At 60.8% G+C, this 20652-nt stretch carries 22 protein-coding genes and 2 pseudogenes; 19 read left to right on the top strand and 5 right to left on the bottom strand.

The features are described 5' to 3' along the window. Positions 1–2106, top strand: coding sequence for a 4Fe-4S binding protein (locus N0Q91_RS22740; RefSeq protein WP_275598320.1), 2106 nt, complete (start codon positions 1–3; stop codon positions 2104–2106). Here the strand turns inward: N0Q91_RS22740 and N0Q91_RS22745 are convergent. Continuing rightward, positions 2077–3336, bottom strand: coding sequence for a WD40 repeat domain-containing c-type cytochrome (locus N0Q91_RS22745; protein ID WP_345774922.1), 1260 nt, complete (start codon positions 3334–3336; stop codon positions 2077–2079). The two genes, N0Q91_RS22740 and N0Q91_RS22745, sit on opposite strands and share 30 nt — an antisense overlap. Before the next feature lie 100 nt (positions 3337–3436). Between N0Q91_RS22745 and N0Q91_RS22750 the strand changes: the two genes are divergently transcribed. Then, complete coding sequence (locus tag N0Q91_RS22750; protein ID WP_018099301.1) at positions 3437–3643, top strand: DUF6494 family protein; 207 nt, start codon at positions 3437–3439, stop codon at positions 3641–3643. 117 nt (positions 3644–3760) lie between these two features. Here N0Q91_RS22750 and N0Q91_RS22755 read toward each other — a convergent pair whose 3' ends face one another. Beyond that, positions 3761–4636, bottom strand: a complete 876-nt coding sequence (locus tag N0Q91_RS22755; RefSeq protein ID WP_275598321.1) for a substrate-binding domain-containing protein — start codon at positions 4634–4636, stop codon at positions 3761–3763. Positions 4637–4725: 89 nt separating this feature from the next. Here N0Q91_RS22755 and N0Q91_RS22760 point away from each other — a divergent pair, with 89 nt between their 5' ends. The 6 genes from N0Q91_RS22760 (at position 4726) to N0Q91_RS22785 (ending at position 10127) form a co-directional block, all read left to right on the top strand. Continuing rightward, positions 4726–5418 (top strand): TupB family ABC transporter permease, encoded by a 693-nt coding sequence (locus tag N0Q91_RS22760; RefSeq protein WP_275598322.1) that lies wholly within the window; start codon positions 4726–4728, stop codon positions 5416–5418. Between the two features lies 1 nt (position 5419). Further along, the gene (locus N0Q91_RS22765; protein ID WP_018099304.1) at positions 5420–6142 is read left to right on the top strand and encodes an ATP-binding cassette domain-containing protein; all 723 of its coding nucleotides are present in this window, start codon (positions 5420–5422) and stop codon (positions 6140–6142) included. Positions 6143–6163: 21 nt separating this feature from the next. Next, the gene (locus N0Q91_RS22770) at positions 6164–6994 is read left to right on the top strand and encodes an ABC transporter substrate-binding protein (RefSeq protein WP_275598323.1); all 831 of its coding nucleotides are present in this window, start codon (positions 6164–6166) and stop codon (positions 6992–6994) included. 117 nt (positions 6995–7111) lie between these two features. Next, on the top strand, positions 7112–7579 hold the full coding sequence (locus N0Q91_RS22775; protein ID WP_345774929.1) for a hypothetical protein: 468 nt from the start codon (positions 7112–7114) through the stop codon (positions 7577–7579). 34 nt (positions 7580–7613) lie between these two features. Next, on the top strand, positions 7614–8168 hold the full coding sequence (locus tag N0Q91_RS22780) for a molybdopterin-binding protein (protein ID WP_345774975.1): 555 nt from the start codon (positions 7614–7616) through the stop codon (positions 8166–8168). A 9-nt stretch (positions 8169–8177) separates the two neighbouring features. Further along, entirely contained in the window at positions 8178–10127 is a 1950-nt protein-coding gene (locus N0Q91_RS22785) for a molybdopterin biosynthesis protein (RefSeq protein ID WP_275598324.1), read from the top strand. 61 nt (positions 10128–10188) lie between these two features. On the opposite strand, the gene N0Q91_RS22790 is transcribed toward N0Q91_RS22785, so the two are convergent. Together N0Q91_RS22790 and N0Q91_RS22795 are read right to left on the bottom strand one after the other, a co-directional pair. Further along, positions 10189–10332, bottom strand: a complete 144-nt coding sequence (locus N0Q91_RS22790; protein ID WP_275598325.1) for a hypothetical protein — start codon at positions 10330–10332, stop codon at positions 10189–10191. A gap of 1121 nt (positions 10333–11453) precedes the next feature. Then, positions 11454–12170: a Crp/Fnr family transcriptional regulator gene (locus N0Q91_RS22795; protein WP_275598326.1), complete on the bottom strand. Its 717-nt coding sequence runs from the start codon at positions 12168–12170 to the stop codon at positions 11454–11456. Positions 12171–12446: 276 nt separating this feature from the next. Between N0Q91_RS22795 and N0Q91_RS22800 the strand changes: the two genes are divergently transcribed. The 3 genes and pseudogenes from N0Q91_RS22800 to N0Q91_RS22810 all read left to right on the top strand — a co-directional run bounded on the left by N0Q91_RS22800 (position 12447) and on the right by N0Q91_RS22810 (position 13433). Beyond that, positions 12447–12653, top strand: coding sequence for a hypothetical protein (locus N0Q91_RS22800; RefSeq protein ID WP_275598327.1), 207 nt, complete (start codon positions 12447–12449; stop codon positions 12651–12653). Positions 12654–12827: 174 nt separating this feature from the next. Then, positions 12828–13215, top strand: a pseudogene (locus tag N0Q91_RS22805) (VOC family protein). Next, complete coding sequence (locus N0Q91_RS22810) at positions 13212–13433, top strand: nuclear transport factor 2 family protein (RefSeq protein ID WP_275598328.1); 222 nt, start codon at positions 13212–13214, stop codon at positions 13431–13433. The pseudogene N0Q91_RS22805 and the gene N0Q91_RS22810 overlap by 4 nt, the downstream one beginning before the upstream one ends. Positions 13434–13670: 237 nt before the next feature. Here N0Q91_RS22810 and N0Q91_RS22815 read toward each other — a convergent pair whose 3' ends face one another. Continuing rightward, complete coding sequence (locus N0Q91_RS22815; protein WP_275598329.1) at positions 13671–14234, bottom strand: DUF308 domain-containing protein; 564 nt, start codon at positions 14232–14234, stop codon at positions 13671–13673. Between the two features lie 114 nt (positions 14235–14348). Here N0Q91_RS22815 and N0Q91_RS22820 point away from each other — a divergent pair, with 114 nt between their 5' ends. From N0Q91_RS22820 to N0Q91_RS22855, 8 genes and pseudogenes are all read left to right on the top strand, one after another. Further along, positions 14349–14921: a TetR/AcrR family transcriptional regulator gene (locus N0Q91_RS22820; RefSeq protein ID WP_275598330.1), complete on the top strand. Its 573-nt coding sequence runs from the start codon at positions 14349–14351 to the stop codon at positions 14919–14921. A gap of 1057 nt (positions 14922–15978) precedes the next feature. Next, on the top strand, positions 15979–16230 hold the full coding sequence (locus N0Q91_RS22825) for a type II toxin-antitoxin system VapB family antitoxin (RefSeq protein ID WP_275598331.1): 252 nt from the start codon (positions 15979–15981) through the stop codon (positions 16228–16230). Then, entirely contained in the window at positions 16227–16622 is a 396-nt protein-coding gene (locus N0Q91_RS22830; protein ID WP_345774924.1) for a type II toxin-antitoxin system VapC family toxin, read from the top strand. Before N0Q91_RS22825 ends, N0Q91_RS22830 begins: the two co-directional genes overlap by 4 nt. Further along, a complete protein-coding gene (locus N0Q91_RS22835; protein WP_275598333.1) occupies positions 16613–17191 on the top strand; it encodes a recombinase family protein in 579 nt (192 codons plus the stop codon). Before N0Q91_RS22830 ends, N0Q91_RS22835 begins: the two co-directional genes overlap by 10 nt. A gap of 336 nt (positions 17192–17527) precedes the next feature. Next, positions 17528–17793 (top strand): annotated as a pseudogene (locus N0Q91_RS22840) (helix-turn-helix transcriptional regulator); the annotation flags it as partial. Between the two features lie 531 nt (positions 17794–18324). Beyond that, positions 18325–19011 (top strand): ABC transporter substrate-binding protein, encoded by a 687-nt coding sequence (locus N0Q91_RS22845; RefSeq protein ID WP_275598334.1) that lies wholly within the window; start codon positions 18325–18327, stop codon positions 19009–19011. Then, positions 19011–19595: an ABC transporter substrate-binding protein gene (locus N0Q91_RS22850; protein ID WP_275598335.1), complete on the top strand. Its 585-nt coding sequence runs from the start codon at positions 19011–19013 to the stop codon at positions 19593–19595. Before N0Q91_RS22845 ends, N0Q91_RS22850 begins: the two co-directional genes overlap by 1 nt. A 181-nt stretch (positions 19596–19776) precedes the next feature. Further along, positions 19777–20649 carry a branched-chain amino acid ABC transporter permease gene (locus tag N0Q91_RS22855; RefSeq protein ID WP_275598336.1) on the top strand — a complete coding sequence of 291 codons (873 nt, stop codon included), beginning with the start codon at positions 19777–19779 and terminating at the stop codon, positions 20647–20649. Positions 20650–20652: the final 3 nt, after the last annotated feature.

Below are 20652 nucleotides of genomic sequence, written 5' to 3' on the forward strand. Positions count from 1 at the left end.
ATGATCCCAGACAGACCACGCACCGTCTTTGTTTGTTCCTGTGAACGCAGCATGCCGGACTTTGGCCAGAGTGTCGCCCGTGGATGCTCAAGCGACCAAATCCAATCTGGAAATCAACTCTGCGGCGCCGAACTCGACCGCGTCCGCAACGCATTGAATGGAGGCGACGACATCACGATAGCCTGCACACAGCAGGAACGGCTTTTCCGTGAAGTCGCGCAGGAACGTGGCTTTGCGGGCGAACTCGCTTTCGTCAACATCCGCGAGACGTCAGGCTGGTCGGCACAAGGGGCATCCGCCGGGCCGAAAGCCGCGGCACTCGTGGCGATGGCGGCGGAAACGGTCACTTCGCCGACCAGCGTTACGCTCGCGAGCAACGGCGTGGTGCTCGTCTATGGCCGGAACGAAGCGGCGATCGAGACTGGACGGCAGCTTGCCGACGAGATCAACGTCACGGTTCTTTTGACGCGGCCGGACGATGTCACGCCCCATCGCGTCTGGGATTTCCCCGTTGTGCAGGGCACGATCCGCAACGCGCGCGGTCATCTCGGCGCGTTTGAACTGACGATCGACGATTTCGCGATGCCATCGCCATCGTCGCGCAAGCGTCTGCGTTTTAGTGCGCCGCGGGATGGCGCACTATCGAATGCCGATATAGTTCTTGACCTTTCCGGCGGCGCTCCCCTGTTTCCTGCCCATGAATTGCGGGCAGGTTATCTGAGAGCGGATCCAGCCGACCGCGCGGGCCTTGCTGCCCCGATCGCCAAGGCAGCCGGCCTTGTGGGGGAATTCGAAAAGCCTCGCTACATCAATTTTTCCGCCGATCTTTGCGCCCATTCGCGTTCGCGCATCACCGGATGCACGCGCTGCATCAACCTTTGTCCTACGGGTGCGATTGCACCCGCTGGCGACCATGTCGCGATCGACGCTGATGTCTGCGCCGGCTGCGGCAGTTGCGCGGCCGCCTGTCCGACCGGTGCCGCCGCCTATGCTTTCCCGGATGCGGCGGCCCTACTTCGACGCCTGCGCACGCTCCTGCTCACCTATCACAGGGTAGGCGGCAGCGATCCGATCGTGCTGTTTCACGATGAAGGTCATGGAGAGCCGCTTATCGATGCGCTGGCGCGTTTCGGGCAGGGACTGCCCGCGAATGTGCTGCCGGTCGGTGTGAATGAGATAACGCAGCTGGGGGTCGAGGCGTGGACTGCACCGGCCGCCTGGGGAGCGGTGGCGATCAGGGCCCTTTCTTCGGCGAGGGGGAAACATGACCTGACCGGCCTAGCCAGAAACGTCACCATCGCCAATCTTCTTGGACAATCGCTGGGTTATGGAGCCGATCTCTGCGGCGTGATCGAAGCGGACGACCCCGATGATCTGCAAACGGTTCTCGGGCGGATGGTGCCGCAAGCGGATGCGCGAAAGCCGGTGACATTCCTGCCGGTCGGAGGCAAGCGCAGCTTGCTGAAAAGCTCGGTGATCGGCTTGTATGAGGCCGCTCCGACGCCGGTAGAGCGCACGGCATTGCCAGCGGCCGCGCCATTTGGCGGGCTCGACGTCAATGTCGATGCCTGTACGCTGTGCCTGTCATGCGTATCGGCCTGTCCGACGGGCGCGCTCTCCGACAGTGAAGAGCGGCCAGCTTTGTATTTTGCCGAGAGCGCCTGCGTGCAGTGCGGGCTCTGTGCCGCGACTTGTCCAGAAAAGGCAATCGCGTTGGTACCGCAACTGGATTTCCAGGCCTGGAATGGGCCCCGCCGGGTGATCAAACAGGAAGAGCCGTTCCATTGCATTCGATGCGACACGCCATTCGGAACGAAAAGTACCGTCGAGCGCATCGTTGACAAGCTGGAGGGCAAGCACTGGATGTTTTCCGGCGAGAATGCCCGACGCCTCGATGTCGTGCGGATGTGCGATAACTGTCGTGTCGAATCCGTCATGAATGAAGGGTTCGATCCTTACGAAGCGTCGGGCCGTCCCGCTCCACGGACGACGGAGGATTACTTGCGGGAGCGCGACGCAACGACAGACAAATCGGTTGAGTTTAGTCGCGGCGGGTCTCAGCCTGCAAAAAGCGGATCAGCGCTGCACGATCCTCGGGATCGTTGATCGTCTGCTCCGGCATCTTGGTCCCTGGCGTATATATGCTTGGCCCCAGTTCGAAGAGCTTCGACACCGTTTCCGGCGTCCAGACGATATCCATCCGCCGGAAAGCGGGGAGTAGGGATAGCCGGCAAGCGACGCGATCCTGCGGCCGAAGATGCCGTGCAGCGTCGGTCCGGCGCGATTGCCGTCCTCCGGGCCGAGCGTATGGCAGGCGATGCAGGCACGGAAGACTTCGGCGTCCGGATTGCCGGCATATTCGCTCATCAGATCGGCCTGGATCGCGGCTGAGGTTCCAAGCCGCCTGCCGGTTTCAACATCCCATTCGCTTATTATGTTGTCCGCACCGCCGGCCAGCAGCGTCCGGGCACGGCGTGGAAAGGCAAGGGCCCACACCGGCGCAACGCCGGCACTGCCGAGGGTGTGAACCGGCTTCAGGGTGCGGGAGTCGAGCAACACGATGCCCTCCCTGATGGCCGAGGCGGCGATGTATTTCTCATCAGCCGTAGCCGCTAGTGCGACCAGGGGGCCGGAGGACACCCTGACCTCGGCCACAATCGCGCCGCTTCGGTCGAGCTGGCGCAATGTCCCGTCTGCGCCTGCTGCAAGCAGGCGGTCGCCCGGCATCGTCACGAGGGCGTTGAGTGGCCCCGGCATGGATATTCGCATCGGCGCAGCGTCATGTCCCGGCGGCCATAGTATGATGGCTGCGTCATAGCCCGCACTTGCAAGCGTTCCGTCGGACAGAAATGTGACCGCGTTAACACTGCCATGGTGGCCTTTGAGGATGCGCGGCGCAGCGCCGGAAAGCGGCCACAGACGCACGCTCGTATCCCAGGAGGCAGAAGCGAGCGTCGAGCCGTCGGGCGCGACTGCCAGTGCGACAACCGGCCCGTCATGGCCATGCAACACGGATACCGGCGTGCTGCGTCCGGCCTCCCAGATTGCGATACGGCCGTCGGCCCCGGCGCTGGCGTAACGCCCCCGCGGCAAAGCAGCGACGGCATCGACCTGACTTTCGTGAAACAGCAGCACCTGCTGCGCCTCGCCCGTTTCAAGCGACCAGATAATCGCCTTGGTATCGAAACTGCCGGTGATTGCTGTCTGTCCGTCAGGGGCTATGGCGATTGAACGCACCGGGCCTCCATGGCCGCGCAGTTCCGCCCCATGCGCAGTCGCGCCGAAGAGGAAGGAAGCGGCTGCCACCAGGCAGCGTATAGCGAGCATCGCCTTCATTGCACCTCAAACGGATTCATGCTCGATTGGCGATGGTCTCCGTTGCAGGAACGGAAAGTGCCGGATCGACCTTACTGTTCACTCTGTTCGAGGCAATCATATGATCACGAATATGGAAACCGACCCCTTCAACGTCTCCATGCGCAAGTTCCTCAAGCAGGTCGGGGTGACCTCGCAACAGGCGATAGAGAAGGCAGTGGAGCAAAAAGGTCTGAAAGGACAAGGGAAGCTGATCGTCAAGGCCGTCATCACGTCGGAGGCTGCCGGCCTGAATCATGTCGTGGAAGGCGAGATCGATCTGGGATGAGCCAGCGGATGCTGCTTTGCCCTTTCGACCGAAAGTTGCACGCATTTTAACGGTTCCGATGCTCAGTCAAGGTGTTCGAGCATCCTTTGTCCATTCTCTCAAGAACGCGTAAGCGCTCTACTTGAAGAACCGGATCCGGCCGGCCGGGCTTGTATCATACCCGGTAAGCTCGACGGCGCGGTCGGTAAAAACCTTTTGCGGCAAGAAACCTAACAGCGCCTGGAAGGAGGGCTGAAAATAGGTTCGCTGACGCATGAGCAGGTCGAAATTTTCCCACAGCAGCGGCAGGAATTCCAGGCCAGCGGTGCGAGCGGCGGCGCGTGTGGCAATGCCGCAATCCGCCTGGCCGCTCCGCACGGCGGATGCAAGATCGGGACCGGTCAGGCAGGGCGGCTCCAGTCGATTGAGGTCGCTGTGTTTCGCACCTAAATCCGCCAGCAACTGAGCAAGCAGCATATCCGCTCCGGCACCGCGTTGACGAACGGCCATCCTCGCACCACTCGTCAGGACGTCATTGAGACCGTTCAGCGATTTGGGATTGCCCGGCTCCAGCAATAGGCCTTGCTCGCGGCGGACGAAGCCGACCAGCACCGCATCGCTTAGCCGTGGCATGGCGGCTACCGCATCGACATTTGCATCGGCCACCGTACTATGGAAATGGATCGCAGCGGCCGCGACCTCTCCGCGCAGCAGCCGCGCGACACCGTCTTCAGTGCCTTCCGCCAATGTGGCAAGCCCCGAGCCTGACTGACGCAGGCTCCATTCCAGCAGGTCATCCTGGCTCCCCCCCACGATAGGTGGCAGTTCGAGCGATATCATTCCCGCCGGCTGCACGAGCCCCGAAAGGACCCAGCGGTCGAGTTCGTGCTGTGGAAATAGCCATTTGCCTGCCACCTTGCTGCACGGGATTCGCTCCTTCGAAATCAACTCGTAAATCTTACGCTCTCCCAAGCGAAGATAGTCAGCAGCCTCGGATGTGGTCAGCAGGATCATCCTGCATTTTTATGCATATTTGCGCGATTGTTCAATAATTTGACATACAGGAAAAAAAAGCCGGAAATTACGACAAGGGAAGATGCCTCATGTCGGAAACACTCACTGCATGGCAGCTTATCGCATCCGGAGATGCCACCCTATTTGCGATCGTCGGCCTGTCGCTGGCCGTCAGCCTGACGGCTGTCGTGGCTGCGGGGGTTATCGGTTTTCCGCTTGGTGCCATTCTCGCGCTGACCCGCTTCCCCGGCCGCACGGCAATGGTCGTGGTGTTGAACGGTTTCATGGGCTTGCCGCCGGTTGTCGTAGGTTTGAGCGTCTACCTGCTGCTATCGCGGTCAGGGCCGCTGGGAGAACTCGGTCTCCTCTTTACGCCGATCGCCATGGTTATCGCACAGGCATTTCTGGTGCTGCCCATCATTGCCGCGCTGACGCGCCAGACAGTTGAGGATCTTTGGCTCGAATATCGCGAGGAGTTGGGCGCCATGGGGGTCGGCTGGTCCAGCAGGGTTGCGACACTTTTGTGGGACAGCCGCTTCAGCCTCGTTACCGTCTTGCTTGCAGGCTTCGGCAGGGCCGCGGCCGAAGTCGGCACGGTGATGATCGTCGGCGGCAATATCGATGGCTTCACCCGGACTATGACCACCACGATTGCTCTGGAAACCTCAAAGGGAAATATTGCCCTTGCGATCGGGCTTGGCATCATCCTTATTCTCCTCATTTTGCTGGTAAATGCCACTGCCTGGGGCGTGCGGGTATGGGCCGTGGAAAGGGCCGGTTAGAATGCGCGCTGCTGCAAGCAATCTTCCCCTTATCTTCGATGACGTATCGCTGAGCGCCGGTGCGACGACCATACTCGACCGAATAAGCCTGACGATCGGGCTGGGAGCGCCGACGTTTGTTCTTGGCCCCAATGGGGCGGGCAAGACCTCGCTGTTGCGGCTGTGCATGGGCTTGCTTGGCCCGTCGCGGGGGGTCGTGAGCTGGGGTGGCCGGATCGATGCCGGCCCCGAACGCCGAGCGATCCTGTTTCAGAAGCCCGTGATGTTGCGGCGCTCGGTTGCCGCGAATGTTGCGTATGGACTTGCTCACGCCGGTTGCCCGCGCGGCCTGCGCGCCCAGCGCACCGAGGAATTGCTCGACAGTGTTGACCTGAGTGCGCTGGCTTCGAGGCCTGCGCGCCGTTTGTCGGGCGGTGAGCAGCAAAGACTGGCGCTCGCGCGTGCTCTGGCGCGCCAGCCGGAAATTCTCCTGCTCGATGAACCGACCGCAAGCCTTGATCCGGCGGCAACGCGCTTCGTGGAGGAAATCATCCTTGCGACGGCCCATTCGGGCACCAAGATCATCATGGCTTCACACGATCTGGGCCAGGTGCGCAGACTTGCCGGAGATGTCGTGTTCCTGGCCCATGGCCGTCTCTTCGAGCATGCCAATGCTAGGGATTTTTTCGATCGTCCAGCCACGCCGCAGGCTGCGGCCTTTATACGCGGCGATCTCGTCCTTTGATAGACAGAACGGAGATTGAAAATGCCGACCCGCCGATTGTTCTCTGTGGGAATGCTTCTGATCCTTGCCGGCGTGACGCCGGCCCAGGCCCAAACCCAGTCGATCGTCGTTGCATCGACGACTTCTACCCAGGACACGGGCTTGTTCGATTATATTCTTCCGCTGTTCGAGAGAGAGACTGGGATCGATGTCAAGGTCGTGGCGCAGGGCACCGGCCAGGCACTCGACACCGGACGCCGTGGCGATGCCGACGTGGTCTTCGTTCATGCCGAGGCACTGGAAGAGAAGTTCATTCAGGAGGGCTTCGGAGTGAAGCGTTCCGACGTGATGTACAATGATTATGTGTTGATTGGCCCGAAAAGTGATCCCGCCAGCGTCAGTGGAATGACGGATATCGCGGCGGCCCTAGTTTCGATCGAAGTAAGCAAAGCGCCATTTGTCTCACGCGGTGACCGGTCAGGCACCCATTTTATGGAACTCAGGCTATGGAAGGACGCGGGCGTCGATATGGAGGTTGCAAAGGGCCGGTGGTACAAGGACATCGGACAGGGAATGGGAGCGGCGCTCAACACCGCATCTGCCATGAATGCCTACGTCCTTTCCGATCGCGGCACTTGGCTGTCGTTCAGGAACCGCGGTGATCTTGCCATTTCCGTCGAGGGCGACAAGCGGCTGTTCAACCAGTATGGCGTCATGCTGGTGAACCCGGAAAAACACCCCGATGTCAAGGCCGAGCTGGGCCAGATATTCATCGACTGGTTGCTTGCGCCTGAGGGCCAGAAGGCGATCGGTGAGTACAAGATCGATGGCCAGCAACTCTTCTTTCCAAATGCGAGCGGACAGCGCATCTGAGGTCTGTTGCCAAGGTGCCCGCATCTGTCCCATTATCGGGCGATGATGACAGTGCATCCTCCGACGAGCGCCCTGATAAGCCTGGAAGTGGCGCTTGCGGCGCTTCTCAGTGGTTTGATGCCTATCGCTCCCCGGTCGGAGCCGCTTGACCGGGCGCTTGGTCGTGTCGCCGCGGCGATGCCGGCTGCCTTGCCGGCACTGCCGTTGCGAGACATTGCGACAATTGATGGCTGGGCGTGTTGTTCACTCGACCTCGTGGGAGCGTCCGCCTACTCACCTCTGGCGCTTTCGACGGCCCCGGTCCGGGTGGAAGTGGGCGACGTCATGCCGACTGGATCGGACTGTGTGTTGCAAGCCGATCTGATCGATTGCAGCAGCCCAATCGTTTTTGCCGTCGGCGAGGCTGCTCCCGGTCAGGGCGTGCGCCGGGTGGGGGAGGACATGACCGCACATCGACCCCCGGTTCTCGAAGGCGGGATAGTCGGCGCCGCGGACCTGCTGATCGCTCGCAAAGCAGGGTTGAGCCGAGATTCCCGTACGCAGCCCGCGCGTGCGTGTGATCGATGTCGCTTCCGTAAACCATGAGACGTTCTCGACGCGCCTCGTTGCCGAATGTGTGATGACCTCGAATGCGACGATCGCCGCGATAGAGACCGCGCACCGTGATGCAGCTTCGATCGCAGCCGCTCTTGCCGGCGAGGTTTGCGATTTGCTTCTCCTGGTCGGAGGCACTGGTGCTGGCCGCCTTGATGCGACTGCCGAGGCCCTGACGCTTTCCAACGCGTTGATTGCGCATCGTATCGCCATGCGGCCTGGCGATACTACGGCGATCGGCCGGCTTGGCAGTACGCCGCTGGTCGCTTTGGCCGGGGCGCCTGACCATGTCTTTGCCGGCTTTCTTGCATTGGTCCAGCCGATCCTGGACCGTTTATCAGGCCGCTCGAAGCGGATTGGTACAACCTTGCCGCTCTCGCGAAAGATTGCGTCGAAGGTCGGGCTCAGTGAGATTGTCCTGCTCGGCAGAGAGCAGGCCATGTGGACGCCGCTTGCCGTTGGCGATTTTTCACTGGAGGCCATGCGTATTGCCGATGCCTGGCTGGCAGTGCCGGGTGATAGCGAGGGATATGACGTCGGCACGTCCGTCACAGCGATGCCTCTTCGCAATTTGAACTGAGCAGCCATCATGATGAAGTCTCCTTCTTCGATCCCGCAAAACACCGACCAGAAGCAATTTCTGACGATATTGTCACGTGAGGAGGCCCTGGCCCGTTTCGAAGCAGCGCTGTTCCCCTGGCCGGTGCCGACTGAAAAATGGAGTTTAGCCGAGGCGCTCGGGCTGGCTCTGGCAGAAGACGTCGCGGCGCAGGTCGACATTCCACCTTTCGACCGTTCCAATGTCGATGGGTTTGCGGTACGGGCAGCAGATCTGGTTGCCGCCTCTGACCTACAGCCTGTTCGATTGATGCTGAACAGGGAAACGATTGCCTGCGGCAGCGTCCCGCAACTTGCGGTATTGCCCGGGACCGCCACAGCCATCGCCACGGGGGGGCCTCTGCCACGCGGTGCGGACGCGATCGTCATGGTGGAATATACTCAGCCAGCCGAGGGTGGGGCCATCGAAGTGCGGCGTGCTGTCTCGCCGGGGCAGTTCGTCTCCACCGCCGGATCGGACATGGCGCGAGGAGAGGTCGTGTTGCGGGCTGGATCGGTGATCGGCGCGCGTGAGATCGGGATACTCGCAGCCTGCGGAACCCCGCAGGTAACGGTGGCCCGCAAACTCCGCGTTGCTGTTCTGTCCACGGGTGATGAGCTCGTGCAACCGGGCGAACCGCTGCAGCCGGCCGGCATTTACGACGCCAATGGGCCGATCGTTAGTGCGGCGGTCACCGAAAACGGGGGCGAGGCCCATTTTTTGGGCGCGTTTCCAGACGACGAAGCCAGGCTCGAGACCGCGATGCGTGAGGCGCTCGCCTCCCATGACGTTCTAATTTTGTCCGGGGGTACTTCCAAGGGTGCGGGAGATGTCAGCTACCGTATTATTGGCCGCCTCGGAAAACCGGGCATCATTGCTCACGGTGTTGCGCTTAAGCCTGGAAAGCCGCTCTGTTTGGCGGTATGCGGCGGCAAGCCGGTTATCATCTTGCCAGGGTTCCCGACCTCGGCCATGTTCACCTTCCACGATATGGTGGTGCCCATCCTGCGGCGCATGGCGGGGCTGCCGCCGCGCGTTGATGCGCAGACGAGTGCGCAGCTTCCGTTCCGCGTTCCGTCCGAACTGGGGCGCACCGAGTTTGTCATGGTCTCGCTGGTGCAGGGGCGGGACGGACTGATGGCCTATGCGACCGGCAAGGGCTCGGGAGCGATTACCGCCTTCGCCCAGGCTGATGGCTTTATCCGCATTGACGCCTTCGCCGACCATCTGCCAGCGGGCGCACAAGTGCCGGTGACGCTGTTCACGCCGCAGGTCAGGGTGCCCGACCTCGTTGTGATCGGCAGTCACTGCACAGGCCTTGATCTTGTCGTGGGCAAGATCGCGCGCCAAGGGATTTCGGTGCGATCGTTGGCCGTCGGAAGCCTGGGCGGTCTTGCAGCCGCTAAACGCTGTGAGTGCGACCTTGCGCCGATCCATCTTTTCGACCCTCAGACACAAGTCTACAACACGCCGTTCCTTAGCGAGGGTATCGAGCTCGTGCCGGGCTGGCGGCGCATACAAGGCATCGTGTTCCGCCGCGGTGACGCGCGCTTCGAAGGTCGCAATGCGCCGGAGGCGGTGGAGGCTGCTCTGGCTGATCCCGAATGCATGATGGTCAATCGAAACCAGGGTGCCGGTACGCGCATCCTGATCGACCAATTGCTCGGCCAGACGCGCCCTGATGGCTACTGGAACCAGCCTCGCTCACACAATGCAGTCGCCGCCGCCGTCGTACAGAAACGCGCCGACTGGGGCGTCACGATCGGGCCGGTCGCGCGCGCCGCTGGCTTGGGTTTCATACCGCTGACGCAAGAGCACTTTGATTTCGCGCTAGTTACGGACCGGAAGGAGCGGGTGGCAGTTCAGGCATTCCTTGCCGCCCTGCTGTCGCCTGATATGCAGGACGCGCTGGAGCGGGTGGGGTTCAGTCGAGCTCGCTGATGGACCAGTGGCCTAGGAACGAACGTGACGGGGGCACCATGGAAGCGGTCGCGATTTACTGCTAGAGGGCGAGGGGCTGCTTCTGCTCGATTTCGAACAGACGCTTGTCGAGGCGGATTTGCTGTCTTGCTGTAGAGAGTGGCAAGAAGGCATTGAAAATCTTGAGCAATGCATCGACCACCACACAAGGGGTCATCACCGACATGCAGTGTCAGCAGGCTCCCCATGGCTGGGATGTCGCGCGTTTCAGCCGAGAGGTCGATCCCGAATGCCGGTCGTCTACGCGAGTGGAGACAGCGCTCCCGATTGGGCGTCGAAAGGCGTTCCCAATAGCATCATCTCGGGAAGCCGTTCTAAGTTGCTCAACGACAGGCATCTAGGACGGCCGTGGCGAAACCTCCGTCTGGCAGCTAGGTGCTCTCCCGCGCTGCTCTTGTAGCTCTCCAGGTCTCGTGTCTTTGCGCCCCCGGACGCGTGCCTCGCGCAATTTCGGCTGCGCCATCAGCGGCTCGTCGATGTGTGAGACGGCCGGCCGCATACCCAGCATCAAATGCTTCGCGTGTCCGTGCCATGTCGCGGTTGCATCGGGCAACATGTCCAAGCCCTCGCCACCACTCTTCCCAAGCATCCGTCACTTGCATCTGAACCTCCCTGGCGCAGCTCAAAGGACGCCTTCTGTTGGCAGTTGAGCCGACGGGTTCGTCAGCCGAATAGCTGGCGAGATCCCTGATTCGTCGAGTTGTCCGTAAAACGAATGTAGGTCGTCTCTGGTTGCCGTACGCTACCGGACGAAGTTCAGCTTAGTGGGGCCCATCATGCGTCGGTGTTCTAGTATTGGTTGTCTTTAGGCGGCGCCGGTGAAATCTTAAATGGCAGAAGGGTTTTTGATAATGACGACGCGGAGCCCAGATGATTGGTCATGTATGGTCTCCGCCCGCTCGCTTAACCAGCTTAAGGCGCATGGTTAAAGGAAATCGATCGAAACAAGCCAGCCGTGCGCAGAAGCTCTTTGGTGATGGTGTGAGCGCCAAGTGATAAAGGCGCGGAATTGCGGAAACCGCGGCTGCCTGGGCCAAAGTTCGCCTAATGGCACCGGACCACTTGTCGCGCCCGTGGCTCCCACACCATTCATGCAGGTCGCCCGCCCGGACGCATCGCGGGCGACCTTGGCAAACGCCGCCGCCGGGTCACCACCGTTCGCGACGTAGGCGGGCCGGCGTTCGGCCTCAAGCGGGCCATAGACCGGGGCATCATCCCCGGACCGCGCATGGCCCGCACGGCAGCATTGTTTGTACCAGGGCGGGCTGGATGCGTATTTTCGCGGGTTCAGAAGAGCGCAGTCATAAGTCGATGGTATTCCGCCTCCGGCTTGCCATAGGCGTCCCGGGCGAACTCTTCGAGAGCCTGCCTGTTCCGGATAATGATGTTGCCCCTGTTCGAGCGAATAAAACCGTAGCCTTCAAGGACGTGGAGCGACGTTGTGACACTTGGACGGCGAACCGCAAGCATCAGCGAAATGAACTCGTGCGTCAGCGGAATCTCGTCGCCTGGTACACGGTCGTGACACATCAGGAGCCATCTGGCCAATCTCTCGTCCACCCCGTGCAACGCGTTCGAAACCGCAGTGTAGGTAAGCTGAATCGAGAAGGCCTCAATGCATCGGATCATCACCCGGGCGAAATTCCGGTTAAGATCCATCCACTTCCGGAATGCGCTGAACTCCATCCGGTAGCCGTCTCCTTCGATCTGCATGATGATGTCGTGGACGCTGAGCTCTACACCCATCGCAGCTGAAGTCGGAATGTAACCTTCACTCCCGAAGATACCCGCCTCTGCTTTGTTACCCTCAGGCGTCGAGGCGACCAGGGAGCCAATCCCGGACGTGAGATAATAAACATGGTCTATGGGGGCGCCGGCTGTAGCGATCAGAGCGCCTCTAGCCACTTTGACATAGTCGAGGTCAGGCGCAACCTGGTTATAGTCAAGCTCCGGAAGCAGGTCCAGCAACTGGTTGTTAACCGAAGCTTGGGGTGGAATCGCCATTGCCTTCCCCTCATTGGGAGCCGGAGCACCGCGGCTCTGTCGGCCGCTTTCTGCCAAGGATTGCGGATCGGTGTTACATGACTCTAGCATGCCGGCTGCCCATCGACTATGTGCAAGCCAGCAGGGTTCGGAAGGACAGTCTTCTCCAATTCCGCGGTGATTGTACGGTTCCAGACCCTTTGTCCTTGAGGCGCAGTATTGACTCGCCATGTACACCAAGACGCGTAGACTTTCCCCCGGCACCGAGGCGATCGCGAGGCCCGGGAGGAAGAGCTAATGAGACACCAACGAGTATGCACCCTTGATCCACTAGGGCCTGACGAGCTCGAGTTGATCGAGGGCATTTTCCGTCGCGAACTGCAATTGCGGGCATTGCCACTGAATTCCGAAGAGGCTGCAATACTCGCAGCGAGGCTGATCGGTGCCTATCAGTCCGGAATACGCGACGCTGCAGGCCTGACCGCGGCGGCGGAACGTATGTGATGGGCAGCACCTCCCGATCACCTTGGAGCGCACCTGCGCGCCTGCGTATTCACAAGCGTTGCAGGTTACCTGTCCTTCGTTAAATCTGTGCAAGTGCTTTTTACGTCCGTTTTCAACGCCAGCACAGGACATTCCGGTCACTGATGGCCGGATGCCTGCAAGGACTCAAGGGAGCTGTTCTTCACGAGCCAGTGCCTCGACTGCGACGGCAGGGACGGACGCCAGGGCACCCCGACCTCAACGGCTTCGGCGCGGACGGCTGGATGTTCTTGTGGCTGCAAGACGGCGCCGCGTCGCCCGCGCCGTGCATGTAGGATTCGTTGCCAATTCCGAGGCGATGGTGGCGCTATAAAGCGATAATCTGGATGAGATCACATCTCACCCTGTTTGTCGCGCTGCAGGGCGCCGCCCATTCTGCTGCGATGGCAGCGGGAGTGCATGAGCTTCACCCTCCGGACTCTCAGCTCCAGATCCTCGCTACTACGCGGCCCCGGTCACCGACCCCGACCGATACGCGCTTGAGTTCGTCTACAGGAGCTGGCAGCACGGAGGTAAGGCATGACCACCAACCAGCCTTATAGACATGTGGTCGAGCCGCTAATCCGCGCTGCCAATTCTTTCGACGCCCAGGCGGCACTGCACCTGTTCGCTCACGACGCCGCCATCGACGATCCGTCGACCCGGGAGCGGTTCGAGGGCCACGCAGGCGTTCGTGACTACATGGACCGGTTCTTCGTCGGTCCCGCACCGCCACTAAGGCTCTTTTGCTTGAAGAATTGAAGGCGGCCGGGATCCGTGCCCGCGTCGATTTCACCGGAGATTTCCGCCACGAGATCGGTCGGCTCAATGTTCCACCGGCCCCGACGGCCTCATCGCATGCATCAACGCTGATCCCGAGTAATCGGTGGATCCTCAAGACACTGGAACAACATTACGACGAAACTGATGATCTATGCGCCGCCGACTACACGGGCGAGGCGGGGAGGGACGCCGTTCCTCCGCAGCCTCATCACCTTCTCAGGCTGGGTTCCTCCGCCCACGATAGGCCGCAACAGTCAGCGCTATTGCCGAGACCAGGAAGTAGAAGGCGCCGAAAGCGGCATAAGGAGCGACGTCAAGAATGGTCGGCGGCATGGAACCGAGCGACTGCTTGATCATGAAGCCGCCTGCCAGCATTGACTGCGCGCCGCTCAGGATCATCGCCCACTGCGCTCCAACTGACCGCCAGCGCCGGATGCCGGTGTAGAGCTGAAGAAGTCCGGACAGGATCGCCCAGATGCCGAAGGCTGCCAGAACAGCGTGCGTGTCTTTCATCACGGCAAAGAGAACGACGATCGTCATGACTGAACTGGCAAAGACGTTCAGCATCTGTGGCCTGTTGGCGGCGAGGCCGCCGTGGGCTCTGGCGTCGACGAGGTTCGCGAGCGCGTCCCATGCGGGGTAGATGACGAGAAGCAAGGAGGCGACAGGGGACAAGCTTGCTGCCGAAGTGGCCGCGATCACCCAGCAGATCGAGAAGCCAGCACGGGCATAGTAGTAGGAGCGCAGCCACGTCGACTGCGGTTTAGTTTGGTGATGCATTGGATGCTCCTTGAGATCGAACGATCTACCTACTACTTGGTAGGTACGCGGACGGTCAATTCACGAAGTCGCGATGTATTTGACGATCATCCTACCAGAAGGTAGATTCCGAACATGGAGCTCAGTACCTCGGAAAAAATCCTCGATGTCGCGCAGTCTCTTGTCGTCGTCGGGGGATACAACGGATTCAGCTATGCGGACATTTCCGACGCGATCGGGATTCGGAAGGCCAGCATCCACCACCATTTCCCAACCAAGGCGGCGCTCGTCGCCGTCCTAGTCGAACGCTATGTAGGTCGTGCCAAAGACGGGCTGAACTCGCTTCGAAACAATGTCGCGGACCCCGCCAACCAGCTCGAAGCCTATCTCGATTACTGGCAGAAGTGCGTCCTCGACGCCTCGCAGCCCATCTGTGTCTGCGCAATGTTGGCGAGCGAGATGCAGATGCTCCCGGACGAGGTTGCCGGGCTGGTTCGGCGTCACTTTCAGAACCTGATGGAGTGGCTGGCATCGGTCCTAAGAGATGGGGAAAAGCAAGGCTCGTTTCGACTAGACGCTTCGCCGGAGCAGGAGGCCCAAATCATGATGGCCATTGTGCATGGAGCCCTGCTATCGGCCCGCGCCGCCGGGCAGCCTCGAATTTTCTCGTCAATCGTGGGTCCTCATGTGGCTCGCCTCCGCAGCTAGTCGTTCATGGCGAAGGGCGGTGTGCAGGATCGCGTTGTGATACCTGCTCAAGTCTTGGTAGAGCCGGCGCCGCACCGGCGGAAGAAATCGGCGCGGTGTCCCGGCGGATGAGGCCCGTCTTATGCGACCGCTTTGCGCCCCACATAGCAGTCGTTCAGCAGAGCTAAGCCATTCCCCAAAAGCTGTTATCCTGCGGAGCAAACCAGGGTGCGACGCGCGAGAAGGGGACGTTCAGCGGCATCCCGCTGAAGACCAGAGATTCTCGAACACCACGCACTCACGTACGGGTCCACCGGCGCAGGCGCTGTCGCATTGCTTCGCAAACGCCTCAGGGCTCGCCTCGTCCGCGTCACTCGCCGAATGCCGGCGAACTTCGGCGCAAAATACCGAAAAGAAGCTGCAGTCGGTTCATTCTGCGGCACCAGTCGAAGATACTGCCAGCTCTCATTGGTTGCCGAGGCCCCCCTAGTATCCACCACATCAGCAGTGATGAAACGCTACCCAAGTCTGCGGACTTGTGGTGATCGGCGGCGGGATTGTAGGCGCCAGCGCGGCCTATTTTCTGCGCGGCGCGGCCTGTCGGTGGCCCTTACGAAAAAGGGATATGTCGGTTGCGAACAGTCGAGCCGGAACTGGGGCTGGTGCCGTCGGCAGAACCGCGAGGCAAGCCATTGTTTTCATCGCTTGCAAATAGAACATACAACTATAAATTGTAAAATCAGATAAGGCATATTATGGAACTGGTCGATTTAATTAGATAAAAGTCTCACATCAAACGCACGTCAATAAACTAATCGACACGGCCGTAGGAGAATGCCTGTCAGCCTCGATCATCGCGCGCGCAAAGCGACCGTCGATCCTCCACAGTCCAAAGAGTGTTGTTTCGACCTCTTCCGGAAACTCACCCCAGGCTCAAGGCTCTAAAAAACGACCGTTTATGAGAGCCGATCGGCCGGCAGGCCTCGATCCGCGAGGCCAGACCATCGTCTCTCAAAACAGTCGCTTGTTTTGATCTCTCAAAATATGATACATAACGACGACTTATGAGAGAAATACCATGTTGCACCTCACCCACGATACCGAACAGCTCGCCCGCAGAGTTGCCGCCCGCGTCGGCCGCAAACCCGAAGATCTGATCCGAGCCGCGCTCGAGCGCGAGGCGAAGGCCCTCGGCGTCTCCGACGAACTGCCAGCGACGCGCAGGATGACGGCGGCCGAAATGCTCGCCTTCGGCAAGAAGGTAGCCGCTCGGCCAGTCCTCGATCCGCGCACCCCACAGGAAATCGCTGACGATCTGAACGCCCTATGATGGTCGTGGATTCGTCGGCCATCATCGCAATCTTCCAGGAAGAGGACGATGCGCAACAGCTCGCCGCCGGCATGGCGACGGCCGATCAACTCGTTATGTCAGCAGTCAACGCGCATGAAACCGCGATGATCCTGCGAGCGCGCGGTGGTCCAGAGAGCGCCGAAGATTTCTGGCGCTTCCTGAGCATCAACAGCATCGAGGTAGCGCCCTTCGATGAGGACCAGGCGCGCGGGGCTTCGGAAGCCTTCGGGCGGTTCGGCAAAGGGGTTCACTCGAAAGCTCGGCTCAACCTTGCGGACTGCGCGGCCTACGCTCTTGCCAAGAGCTTATCGGCTCCCCTGCTCTTCAAGGGCGACGACTTCATACACACGGACATCGAACAATGGCGCTGATTGGCTATGCTCGCGTATCGACGCGTGACCAGACCGTAGCAGCGCAGCACGACGCGCTTAGCAAGGTCGAGTGCGCCTGTATTTTCGAGGACACCGCCTCGGGTGCGAGCCGCGATCGGCCGCAACTCGCCGCCGCGCTCGATTACATGCGCGAGGGCGATACGCTCGTCGTGTGGAAGCTCGATCGGCTCGCCTGCTCGCTCAAGCAGCTCATCGAGACCGTTGAATCCTTGGAGGATCGCGGGATCGGATTCCGATCGCTGACGGAGTCGATCGACACGACGACGGCCGGCGGCCGTCTCGTATTTCAGATTTTCGCGGCACTAGCGGAATTCGAACGCGGCGTGATCCGCGAGCGTACCCGCGCCGGCCTCGATGCGGCCCGCTCACGCGGACGCAAGGGCGGCCGGCCGTCGAAATTGAAGCCAGCCGATCTGAAAGCCGCCAAGGCGCTTCTGGCTAATCCGGAGATCAACGTCGAGGATGTCGCCCGCCGCCTTGGCGTTTCCCCGGCTACGCTCTACCGACACATTCCGGCAGCTCGGTCCAGCGTTGGCCTAGTCGGGTAGGCCGATTGGAAAGACTGCGAACGCGCTCCCCATAGCGCCGTAGTGAAGAGGTTCTTTCCGGTCGGCCGGCAGAGTACGCACTGTCGGCGCTCCAAACGCTCGCCTTGCCCGCCAAGGGCGCTATGTGGAGCGCGCTTGCGGACAAGGCCTGCCGTGGCATCACATCAGACCATTATGAGGGGCAGATGGGGTCGGTTCCGGCTGGGGGCGAAATGACACTCTAAACGGCCCTTGACAATACCTTCCCGCTGACCACGCCTTACCCGCCGCGCGCTCGTCTTCGTATTCCAGCACAGGTGCTGCTTCAGGATCAAAGGTAGCCGCTTAGACCGACGCGTCGATATCGCCGCCGCAGCCGGTTTGCATCCGAAATGCCCCATGAACCTCTTTCGCAAGTCGACGGGCATGACGCTCATCAAATACGTGAGCCTGCTGCGTCTTTCGCGGGCGCAAGCCTTGCTGATGAATGGCAACGACAGCATTCTGCAGGTGGCGATGGATAGCGGCTTCGGTTCGGCGAGCGCCTTCAACAGGCTTTCCGGCAGATCGCCGGCATGCCGCTTTCGGATCTCCGGCGCGACGTTCGCGCCGCGGTTAGGTGAGCGTCACGAACGTCAGCATGCCTTGCCTGCGCCTCTCCTGTCCCGCAGTCGACCGTATTCCAGGCGTTGGTTGCCTTCCCCTCCACAACCGGTACCGCCCTGATCCTCGGTATAGCGCTTTTACAAAGGCGAGGGAAATGCGGGTCTCCGCGACGAGGAATTTCGGCGCATCGCAGCCGTCGCACCCCGCTTCCGGGCGGTCGTTCCATACGACGGGATTTGGCGCTTCCGCGGAGAGCATTGTCTCAAATTCGCAGGCGCGATCTCAGAAAAGAGAATGCCGAATTCTTGGTCGCTTGGTGCATGAGCGTAATGTTACGCCAAGGTCAACGGAATGCGATTCGACGGCATTGGAAAGAGAGGATCAACAAGGCTTCTGTCGCGCGGGTCGCCATATGGGACGACCAGCACTAAGTGCTGTGGTGCGCTACAAATATGGATTTTCAGAAGGCTGCAGCGAGCGTTTCCAGTAGATTTGTGTGGTGTGCGGACATATCCTGCAACTTGAGGAGCGAATGCAGGGAGACCATCATGCCAAAGAAGAACGCAAGCTTTTCTCGACGCACATTTCTCGGCGGCAGCGCCCTGGTGCTTGCCAGCGGCACGATTTCCATGCCGTTCGTGCGGACCGCGCGCGCCCAGGCAGCGACTTTCAAGGCCGGCGTCATCACGTCTCTGTCGGGCGAGAATATATCGGGCGGCAATTTGACCAAGAACGGTTACGAGCTCTGGGCCGAAGCCGCCAACGAGAAGGGCGGCGTCGAGGTCGGCGGCGAGCGTTTCATGGTCGAGATGTTCTATGGCGACGACCAGAGCAATCCAGCAACCGGCGCCGACGCCGCCGAACGGCTGATCGTGCAGAACGAGGTCGATTTCCTGCTCGGCCCCTACACCAGTGGCTCGACAATCGCCGTTCAGCCGATCTGCCAGAAATACCAGGTACCGATGATTTCCGGTTCGGCCGAGTCGCCCAATGTCTGGTTGGCCAAGCCCGAATTCAATTTCGGCATCATCCCTTCCGTCGACACGACATCCGGCCAGTCGCTGGGCGTGCTGGTGGCGCTGTCAAACCCGAAGGCGAAGACGATCGCGGTGATCGGAGTCAACGAACCCTTTTCGAAGGAGACCGGCGAAGGCTTCCAGCGCGGCGCCAAGGAAGCGGGTCTCGAAGTCGTCGCCTACGAGCTCGTTCCGGCTTCCGGTGATCTCACCCCGTAATGTCCAAGATCGCCGCCCTCAACCCTGACATCGTGGCGGTGGGCGGGCATGAAGAGCCGCTAATAAATGTGATCAAGACGTCGAAATCGCTGAATTATCGGCCGAAGGCCTTGATCATGCATTACGGCGTGACCAATCCGGCCTTCGCCAAAGCGCTCGGCGCCGATGCGAACGGCACCTCCGGTGTCGCCGTATGGCTGCCTACGGTGCCCTACAAGGACGACCTGTTCGGCACCGCACAGGACTATGTCGCGCGGGCCCAGGCAAAGTTCGGCCATGAGCCCGACTACACGGAAGCCGCCTGCTCGGCCAGCGGCCTCGTCTTCGCCGACGCCGCCAAGCGACTGGGCAAGAAGCCTTCGCTCACCCCCAAGGACCGCGTCGCCCTCAAGGACGCCATCGCCGACACCGACATCACGACTTTCTACGGACCGATCAAGTTCGAGAAGGAAGGTGACCACTACCACGACAACATCCAGCCGGTGCCAGTCGTGATCCAGATCCAGGATGGAAAGACCGTCGCTGTCGGCCCGAAGGAAGCGGCCGCGGCCGAGTTCATCTACCCGTTGCCAGGCTGGAAATAATCGCGATTTGAGGCGGGCGGAGGCGCTATCCGCCGTCGCCCCCTCACATGCTATGCCAGCGGGCAGCATGATAACGGCCGGCTCTTCCAAAGGCCAGATTGGGCTTTATACTGCAGGCGTCAATTCGCACTCGCGCCCAAAGCATGTTGCCGACTTCTTGGACTGACGGACAGGTTTGCCATTGGATCTTTTTCTTCAAACCCTGCTCAACGGCCTGCTGATAGGCGGCGTCATCGCCACGTTCTCGATCGCCTTCCAACTGACCTTCGGCGTGCTCCATGTCATCGACTTTGCGGTCGGCGCGTGGGTCGTGCTCGGCGGCTACTTCGCCTACTACATGGCGGCCTTTCTCGGCATAGACGGGTTCCTCGCCATGCCGATGGCCTTCGTCCTGTTCGGCGCGATCGGCTATCTCATGGGACCGATGATCTACAATGTTCGAAACAGCCGCACGGCGCGTCCCGAACTGATGGCGCTCGCGCTGACCTTCGGCATCTTCACCTTGCTGCGCGGCGGAATGCTGACCGTCTGGGGTTTCAATACACATAGCGTACCGACGGCGCTCAGCGGTCACAGCATCATGATCGGCCCGGTCACGGTGCCTCTGATCCGGGTGGCGGCGGCGGCGTTCGCGGTGCTCATCGCCGGCGGGCTGTTTTTCTTTCTCTTTCGCACGCGCTACGGGCTGGCGATCCGGGCGACGGCCGAAAACCGCCAGAACGCCGCCTTGATGGGCGTCAACATCCGGCGTCTCAGCGCCAATGTTTACGGGCTCTACGCGGGGATCACGGCGACATCGGGCGTTCTGATGGGAGCCATCTATTCGGTCAATCCGGAGATCGGCCTGCGCTATACGCTGTTCGCCTTCTTCGTCGCCGTGCTGGCAGGGCTGGGCTCCCTGGGCGGCGCGCTTGTGGCGGCCCTGCTTCTGGGCGTCATCGAAGCCTTTGTCGCGACTTATGGCGGATCCAGCTACTCGCATCTCGCGATCTTCGCAACGCTCTTCCTTGTCCTGTTGGTTTCCCCGCGCGGCATCCTTCGGCGCGGACTGTGAGAT

It is taken from the genome of Sinorhizobium prairiense, from assembly GCF_029201645.2.
In the GTDB taxonomy this organism is placed as follows: Bacteria; Pseudomonadota; Alphaproteobacteria; order Rhizobiales; family Rhizobiaceae; genus Sinorhizobium; species Sinorhizobium meliloti_A.

Bases quoted from the DNA above. Each gene is read 5' to 3' on its own strand.
- N0Q91_RS22740 (WP_275598320.1), top strand. From the start codon at position 1: ATGATCCCAGACAGACCACGCACCGTCTTTGTTTGTTCCTGTGAACGC.
- N0Q91_RS22745 (WP_345774922.1), bottom strand. From the start codon at position 3,336: ATGAAGGCGATGCTCGCTATACGCTGCCTGGTGGCAGCCGCTTCCTTC.
- N0Q91_RS22750 (WP_018099301.1), top strand. From the start codon at position 3,437: ATGATCACGAATATGGAAACCGACCCCTTCAACGTCTCCATGCGCAAG.
- N0Q91_RS22755 (WP_275598321.1), bottom strand. From the start codon at position 4,636: ATGATCCTGCTGACCACATCCGAGGCTGCTGACTATCTTCGCTTGGGA.
- N0Q91_RS22760 (WP_275598322.1), top strand. From the start codon at position 4,726: ATGTCGGAAACACTCACTGCATGGCAGCTTATCGCATCCGGAGATGCC.
- N0Q91_RS22765 (WP_018099304.1), top strand. From the start codon at position 5,420: ATGCGCGCTGCTGCAAGCAATCTTCCCCTTATCTTCGATGACGTATCG.
- N0Q91_RS22770 (WP_275598323.1), top strand. From the start codon at position 6,164: ATGCCGACCCGCCGATTGTTCTCTGTGGGAATGCTTCTGATCCTTGCC.
- N0Q91_RS22775 (WP_345774929.1), top strand. From the start codon at position 7,112: ATGCCTATCGCTCCCCGGTCGGAGCCGCTTGACCGGGCGCTTGGTCGT.
- N0Q91_RS22780 (WP_345774975.1), top strand. From the start codon at position 7,614: ATGACCTCGAATGCGACGATCGCCGCGATAGAGACCGCGCACCGTGAT.
- N0Q91_RS22785 (WP_275598324.1), top strand. From the start codon at position 8,178: ATGATGAAGTCTCCTTCTTCGATCCCGCAAAACACCGACCAGAAGCAA.
- N0Q91_RS22790 (WP_275598325.1), bottom strand. From the start codon at position 10,332: ATGTCGGTGATGACCCCTTGTGTGGTGGTCGATGCATTGCTCAAGATT.
- N0Q91_RS22795 (WP_275598326.1), bottom strand. From the start codon at position 12,170: ATGGCGATTCCACCCCAAGCTTCGGTTAACAACCAGTTGCTGGACCTG.
- N0Q91_RS22800 (WP_275598327.1), top strand. From the start codon at position 12,447: ATGAGACACCAACGAGTATGCACCCTTGATCCACTAGGGCCTGACGAG.
- N0Q91_RS22810 (WP_275598328.1), top strand. From the start codon at position 13,212: ATGACCACCAACCAGCCTTATAGACATGTGGTCGAGCCGCTAATCCGC.
- N0Q91_RS22815 (WP_275598329.1), bottom strand. From the start codon at position 14,234: ATGCATCACCAAACTAAACCGCAGTCGACGTGGCTGCGCTCCTACTAC.
- N0Q91_RS22820 (WP_275598330.1), top strand. From the start codon at position 14,349: ATGGAGCTCAGTACCTCGGAAAAAATCCTCGATGTCGCGCAGTCTCTT.
- N0Q91_RS22825 (WP_275598331.1), top strand. From the start codon at position 15,979: ATGTTGCACCTCACCCACGATACCGAACAGCTCGCCCGCAGAGTTGCC.
- N0Q91_RS22830 (WP_345774924.1), top strand. From the start codon at position 16,227: ATGATGGTCGTGGATTCGTCGGCCATCATCGCAATCTTCCAGGAAGAG.
- N0Q91_RS22835 (WP_275598333.1), top strand. From the start codon at position 16,613: ATGGCGCTGATTGGCTATGCTCGCGTATCGACGCGTGACCAGACCGTA.
- N0Q91_RS22845 (WP_275598334.1), top strand. From the start codon at position 18,325: ATGCCAAAGAAGAACGCAAGCTTTTCTCGACGCACATTTCTCGGCGGC.
- N0Q91_RS22850 (WP_275598335.1), top strand. From the start codon at position 19,011: ATGTCCAAGATCGCCGCCCTCAACCCTGACATCGTGGCGGTGGGCGGG.